This window comes from Streptomyces sp. NPDC051940 (assembly GCF_040680895.1).
GTDB lineage: Bacteria > Actinomycetota > Actinomycetes > Streptomycetales > Streptomycetaceae > Streptomyces.
This window is the reverse complement of record NZ_JBFAXR010000237.1, coordinates 1-5,991: the sequence shown is the minus strand read 5'-3', so window position 1 is coordinate 5,991 and position 5,991 is coordinate 1. Positions and strand designations below refer to the sequence as shown.

At 71.1% G+C, this 5,991-nt stretch carries 6 protein-coding genes and 2 pseudogenes; 5 read left to right on the top strand and 3 right to left on the bottom strand.

Annotation, left to right across the window (positions count from 1 at the left end; genetic code table 11):
- From AB0M28_RS39675 to AB0M28_RS39660, 4 genes and pseudogenes are all read left to right on the top strand, one after another.
- A pseudogene (locus AB0M28_RS39675) lies at window positions 1-95 on the top strand (SpdD-like protein); the annotation flags it as partial.
- A gap of 267 nt (window positions 96-362) precedes the next feature.
- On the top strand, window positions 363-1,562 hold the full coding sequence (locus AB0M28_RS39670; protein WP_365415576.1) for a pentapeptide repeat-containing protein: 1,200 nt from the start codon (window positions 363-365) through the stop codon (window positions 1,560-1,562).
- Between the two features lie 51 nt (window positions 1,563-1,613).
- Entirely contained in the window at window positions 1,614-1,838 is a 225-nt protein-coding gene (locus AB0M28_RS39665; protein ID WP_365415574.1) for a hypothetical protein, read from the top strand.
- A 104-nt stretch (window positions 1,839-1,942) separates the two neighbouring features.
- Window positions 1,943-2,425, top strand: coding sequence for a hypothetical protein (locus AB0M28_RS39660; protein ID WP_365415572.1), 483 nt, complete (start codon window positions 1,943-1,945; stop codon window positions 2,423-2,425).
- Here AB0M28_RS39660 and AB0M28_RS39655 read toward each other — a convergent pair.
- The 3 genes and pseudogenes from AB0M28_RS39655 to AB0M28_RS39645 form a co-directional block, all read right to left on the bottom strand.
- A pseudogene (locus tag AB0M28_RS39655) lies at window positions 2,413-2,643 on the bottom strand (hypothetical protein); the annotation flags it as partial. The gene AB0M28_RS39660 and the pseudogene AB0M28_RS39655 sit on opposite strands and share 13 nt — an antisense overlap.
- 366 nt (window positions 2,644-3,009) lie before the next feature.
- Window positions 3,010-3,912 carry a GNAT family N-acetyltransferase gene (locus tag AB0M28_RS39650; protein ID WP_365415570.1) on the bottom strand — a complete coding sequence of 301 codons (903 nt, stop codon included), beginning with the start codon at window positions 3,910-3,912 and terminating at the stop codon, window positions 3,010-3,012.
- A gap of 207 nt (window positions 3,913-4,119) precedes the next feature.
- Window positions 4,120-5,028 (bottom strand): AraC family transcriptional regulator, encoded by a 909-nt coding sequence (locus AB0M28_RS39645; protein WP_365415569.1) that lies wholly within the window; start codon window positions 5,026-5,028, stop codon window positions 4,120-4,122.
- A gap of 89 nt (window positions 5,029-5,117) precedes the next feature.
- On the opposite strand from AB0M28_RS39645, the gene AB0M28_RS39640 reads away from it, so the two are divergent.
- Window positions 5,118-5,924 (top strand): phytanoyl-CoA dioxygenase family protein, encoded by an 807-nt coding sequence (locus AB0M28_RS39640; protein WP_365415567.1) that lies wholly within the window; start codon window positions 5,118-5,120, stop codon window positions 5,922-5,924.
- Window positions 5,925-5,991 lie beyond the last annotated feature (67 nt).

Below are 5,991 nucleotides of genomic sequence, written 5' to 3'. Positions count from 1 at the left end.
CCGCCCGCCGCAACACGGTCCAGCTCACCCCGGCCGGCGTCATCGCCGCGGTGGGCGCCGGTACCGCCGTCGTCCTCGTGGTCGGCGCGGTTCTCCCGAAGCGCGTCAGCCGGCGCAACCGCACCTCCAGCCGGTCCGGCGTTTGAGGACTGAGGCGCGAAGCGCCGAATCGCGCCGCAGGCGCCGGCGGGACCGGACGCATCCGAGCGTGACCGGACCACCCCCTCAGCCCGTCCGGCGTTTGAGGACGGAGGCGCGCAGCGCCCACCCGCGCGGTGGCGGTGAACGCACGGTCCACCCAGCGGGCAGCGGCGTCGCCCCTGCTGGGCAACCAACAGCCCGTGTAAGTAGTCCATGGCTACGTGGCCCCCAAGTTTCCCGAGCGAGTCGAGCAGCGCAACCTGCGCCTGTGGCGTATCGGCCTGGTCCTCCCCCTCACCTTCGCAGCTGCCCTGACCATCGCGGCCACCGTGTTCTACCTCGGATGGCACCTCCTCGGCACCCGCAGCCTCAAACACGAGACCCAACTCGACTCCAAGACCCTGTTCGACCTGGTCAAACTGTCCTTCGGCGTGGTCGCCGGCGCCGGCGCGCTGGTCGCCCTCGTCGTTGCCTACCGCAAGCAGCGCGTCGACGAGAACGGTGCGCTGCGCGAGGCCACCCGGCTCCACACCGAACGCTTCACCGCTGCCGTCGCCCAGCTCGGCGACCCCGCCCCCGCCATCCGTCTCGGTGGTGTGCACGCCCTCGCGGGCCTCGCCGATGACGCGCCGACCCGCGCGTTGCGCCAGACCTGCATCGATGTCCTGTGCGCCTACCTACGCCTGCCGTACACCGCTGAAGCCGACCTGCCCGCCGATGATGCGGAGGCACGGCACTCCCATCTTGCGCTTCGGGAAGTCCGGCACACCACGATCCGCCTCATCTCCGAGCACCTGCGCCTCGACACCACCCACCCTCACTCTTGGCAGGGCCACGACTTCGACTTCACTGCTGCCGTCTTCGACGGCGGTGACTTCAGTGGGGCGATCTTCTCCGGCGGAAGGGTCAGCTTCCACGAGTCGACGTTCTCCGGCGGCATGGTCGACTTCGGCAAGGCGACGTTCTCCGGCAGCACGGTCGACTTCGGCAAGGCGACGTTCTCCGGCGGCACGGTCAACTTCTACGGAGCAATGTTCTCCAGCAAGGTGACGTTCTCCAACGGGAGATTCGTCGGCATGGTCAGTTTCGATGACGCGACGTTCTCCGGCGCCACGGTCAACTTCGGCGCGGCGACGTTCTCCGGCGACGATGTCAGCTTCACCGCGGCGACGTTCTCCGGCGGCACGGTCAACTTCATCGCGGCGACCTTCTCCAGCGGCACAGTCGGCTTCAACGGGGCGACGTTCTCCAGCGGCATCGTCGACTTCCACTGGGCGACGTTCTCCGGCGGCACGATCGGCTTCATCGCGGCGACGTTCTCCGGCGGCACCGTCAACCTGCGGAACACGGTGGGCCTGCAGCCGGAGGACGTGATCCCGGCGGGAAGTCCGGTACCGCCAGGCGTGCGACTCCCTGCCTAGGGCGGCTCGGGCCCATGAACTGCGGGTCTACCCAGAGGCGTCACCCGATCAGTGGCCGTTCTGAAGAAGCCCGGTGACGGGCCGGACGAGCGCTTCGAGGGGTCAGGCAGCGCCGAGCGCCTCGATTTCGACAGCGAGGCCGGCATGTTCTGCGCAGTCGGGAGTTCGAGCGACCTCACGCTTCTCAAGGCGGCCGTGGAATCCGTCATCACGAGCCCTGAGGCAGTCCGCGACATCATTGCCCGTGCGGAGGCTTCGGGCCTCGAGTTCGACTGAGTGCCCTGCTCTGGAAGGTTCGCCGGGTTGGCGTGCAACTGGGCGAGCGTCTGGGCCCGTAGGACATGATTGGCGCTGGAGCGAGCTGCTGCAGAGGAGTGTCGTTGAGCAGGACAGTGCCGGTGATCTCTGGCGAGGCGATGTTCTGGGCCTACGACGTGGCACTCGGAGTTCTCTTCATCGAAGCGGCGAGAGTCTGTGGAGAGACGTCGGCGGATCTGCGGCCCTCATGGCGGGCGGAGTTGGAGCAGGATCTCCGCACGCACGCGTTGGTGGGCAGCAGTTTCGCCGTCCTCTTCGATGACTACGGCGTCGAACAGAGGCAGGAACTCCTGACCTGCGCTCTGGAGGCGGCTCGCCGGATCGAGGCCCGCGGTGGGGTGACACGAGACGAAGTCTCGACATGGCCTGAGTTGGAGGAGAGCGCCACCAGCTTCCTGCGCGGTGCACAGCGCATCGATGCCGCTCCGCTCGTTGAGTTGGCCGAGGCGCTGGCTGATCTTGCGGCTGGCGCACTCCCTCCTGCCCCGGCTGGGCGGCACTGGTACTTCGGGACTCCAGAGGGTCGGATCCTTCAAGACGGATAGGTGTGGCGCCGCGGCCGTGCTGGTCGTAGCCATTCGCTGATGGCAACGACCAGCACGGTCGCGTGGTAGCGAGCGGCAAGCTTGTCGAACCTCGTCGCAAGCGCGCGGTGGCGCTTGAGCCGGTTGATTCCGCACTCGATCGCGTGCCGTTGCTCGTAGTCATCCTTGTCGAATTCGGGCGGGCGACCACCACGGGAACCGAGCCTCTGGCGGTTGCGGATCTGGTCCGCCTTCTACGGGAGCCGTACGCCCTGTCCGCAGTCGGCCGCGCGAGCGCCCGAGGCCGTGATCGTCGGGCTCGGCGTCGACGCCGCCGTTTCGCCGCGGTCGGGGCACTTCATGCCCGGTAGACGCGTCGGGCTGCGGCAGTGCGTGGGTGGCCGGCCACACCTCGTCCCGTTGTACGGTACGGGCGCATCACGGCACCTGGGTCCTCCTGCTCGGGGGACTCGGACACCTGGCGCCGGCGCGGGCCACGGTCTTGCCCGGCCCTCCGGTGCACGGCGACTGTCAGCGGACACCAGACCCCCGGGGGCCGGGGGCGGAGCCCCCAGGGGTTTGCGCGGTGGGCGACCGCGTGGTGGTCAGTGCATGAAGTAGCGCTCCTGGATCACCGGGTACCCCGCCTTCGCGAAGTTCCGGGCCATCGGCTCGTTGCCGAAGTCCGTCGTGGCGACGATCTTCGACACGCCCTGCGCGGCCAGCACGTGCGTCGTCTCGACCAGGAGGTCGTACGCGTACCCCCGACCCCGCTGCGCCGGCACGACGCCGATGAAGCCGACGATCGGGTTCGTGTGGTTGCGGGCCGGGATGTGCAGGCCCACGAGGTCGCCCTCGGGGGTGTACGCCAGCTGCCACCACTCGCGCGGCGACGGGCACCACTGGAAGAACTCCAGCTCCTCGCGCGCCGCCTGGTCGACGCCGCCCTCGTCGACCGCCTTGCGGGCGTGCGCGTCGAGGGAGCCCTGCTCCACCAGGCGCAGGACGTCGAGGATCTTCTCGTCGTCCGGCTCCTCGCGGAACACCAGCCGGCCCGGCCGCTCCGGTACGCCGCACTCCGGCGTCCACTCGTACTGGAACCGCTCGACGAGCGGCTCCATCCCGGCCGCCGCGGCCGCGTCGATGCGCGCCTGCACGTCGGCCCGTACCGCCGCGTCGTCGCGCCACCGCGGCGGCAGCAGCAGCGCGTACTCCGCGCGCAGCGGCGCCGCGCGGAGCAGCTCCGTGCCCGCCTCGGCGTCGGTGAAGTCGAACCAGTCCAGGGCCAGCGGCGCTTCGTCCGTCGGACCGGCCCACCAGGCCGCCCGGGCCACGACGCGGTCGTCGCGCAGCGCGATCCAGCACCAGTCGAGGCGGTACTCACCGCCCTGGTCGACGGTCGCCCACTGGTGGCCGAACGCGCCCTTGCCTACGGCGGGGTGGTCGGGGATCTGCTGGAAAAGGTGCTCCTCGCCGGCGGCGAGGTGGCGGATGACCAGATCGGTCATGGTGTTTCCTTCCGGAAGCTGTGGAACACGCGCTCCCGGGACCCGCGGGCATCAAGCCCGGATGGAACGCCCGAAGGAGGGGCGGGAGCGTGTGACAGAAGAGGGGTACATCGCACTCGCCTCCTTCCTGAAGATCGCGGGGCGTGCCGCCACCCTAGGCGCAACGGCTGCTCCCTGTCCAGGAATTAATCCGGCGGCGGCCCACGCCTACGACCGCCCCCGGTACGCCGTCGGCGGCACCCCGTACTGGTCGCGGAAGGCCCGGCTGAAGTGGAACGGGCTCGCGAAGCCCGACGCCCGCGCGATCTGGCCCACCTCCAGGTCCGTCGCGTCCAGCAGCCGCTGCGCGTGGCTGAGCCGGGCGGCCAGCACGGCCCGCATGGGCGTGCGGCCGGTGTGCGAGGCGAAGAGGTGCGCGAAGCGCGAAGGCGACAGCGCCACCAGGGCGGCGAGCGAGGCGACGGTGTGCGGGGCGGCGGGGTCGGCCGCGATGGCCGCCTCCGCCTGCCCGATCCGTTCGTCGCCGGGGCCCTCGCCCGCGCGGCGCGCGGCAGCCGTGCTCGCGGTCGCCAGGAGCAGGATCTCCTCGATCGCGCCCAGCGCGAGCTCCCGCCCCGGTCCGGCGGTTGTCAGGGCGATGCCCGTGGGGTCCGTGCCGGTCGGCACCGCGTCGGCCGGGGCCTCGCCGAAGGTCCAGCGCGCGTCGGCGTGCAGCCGCCGGAACGCGTCGTCGATCCGGCCGCGGACGGCCTCCGGCACCCCGGTGACCAGGAACATCCCGTCGGGACGCCCGTGCTCGCGCACCAGCGCCGGCCATCCGGCCCGCGGCTGGAAGTGCGCCCACCAGCCGCTCCAGGACCCGGCCGCCGCGTCCGTGCGGTACGCGTGCTCCCGGCCGGCCGGGAGGAGGACGAGGTCCCCGGCCCGCAACGGACACCAGCCGCCGGTGCCCCGGGCCTCGCCGCGTCCGGCGGTGGTCCACAGCAGCAGCCAGTTCGCGGCACCCGAGGCCCGTCGTACGGCATAGCCCGCGGGCTCGGTGAACCGGGCGGCCAGGAGCAACTCGGGCGGCGGGGAAGGGGTGTCGGCGGGCTGACCCGCAGCAGTTTCAGGCATGCGCTCGGCACTTCCGGACATTCCGTACGCCACCTTCCCTCCGTACCGTCTGAGCAGTGACTTCACCCGCCCCCCGAGAGGACCCTGCCATGCCGGTGCCCCCGTCCGACACCCTCCTGGAGCAGTTCCACGCGGACGGCTACACGGTCGTCCGCGGCCTGTTCACCCCCGACGAGGCGAAGGAGCTGACCGAGGAGTTCATGCGCCTGCCGGCCGAGGGACGCCCGATACCCGGCCACTTCGAGCCGAAGCAGCAACCCGCCGACGGCCCCGCCGACCCCCTGGGCACGTATCCGCGGGTGATGCACCCGCACCGCTTCAACGACCTCGCCCGCCGCCGGCTGCTCGACGCCCGTGTCGCCGGGATCCTGACGGGCCTCTTCGGCGAGGAGCCGCTCGCCGCGCAGAGCATGTTCTACTTCAAGCCGCCGGGCGCCCGCGGCCAGGCGCTGCACCAGGACAACTTCTATCTGCGCGTCGAACCGGGCACCTGTATCGCCGCCTGGCTGGCCCTGGACGACATCGACCGGGAGAACGGCGGCCTCGAGGTGGTCCCCGGCACGCATCTGATGGACCTGTTCTGCCCGGAGGAGGCCGACCCGGGGCTGTCGTTCGCCCGCGAGTACGTGCCCCCGCCGCCCGGTCTCACGGCCGTTCCGGTCGACATGTCGCCCGGTGACGTGCTGTTCTTCAACGGCAGCCTGGTGCACGGCTCCGGCCCGAACCGCACGGCCGGCCGCTTCCGCCGCTCCTTCATCTGCCACTACGTCGGCCGCTCCACGCAGCGCATCGCCCGCTACTACGACCTGCTCACGATGGACGGCGACGCGCTCGAGGCGCAGGAGAGCACGGGCGGCGGCCCGTGCGGCACGGAGTTCGCCGGCGCACCCCACTGAGCCCCACGAACTCACGCCTTCACCGCCGAGGTCGACATCCGCCCGACGCTGGAGCTCCCGGAGGACT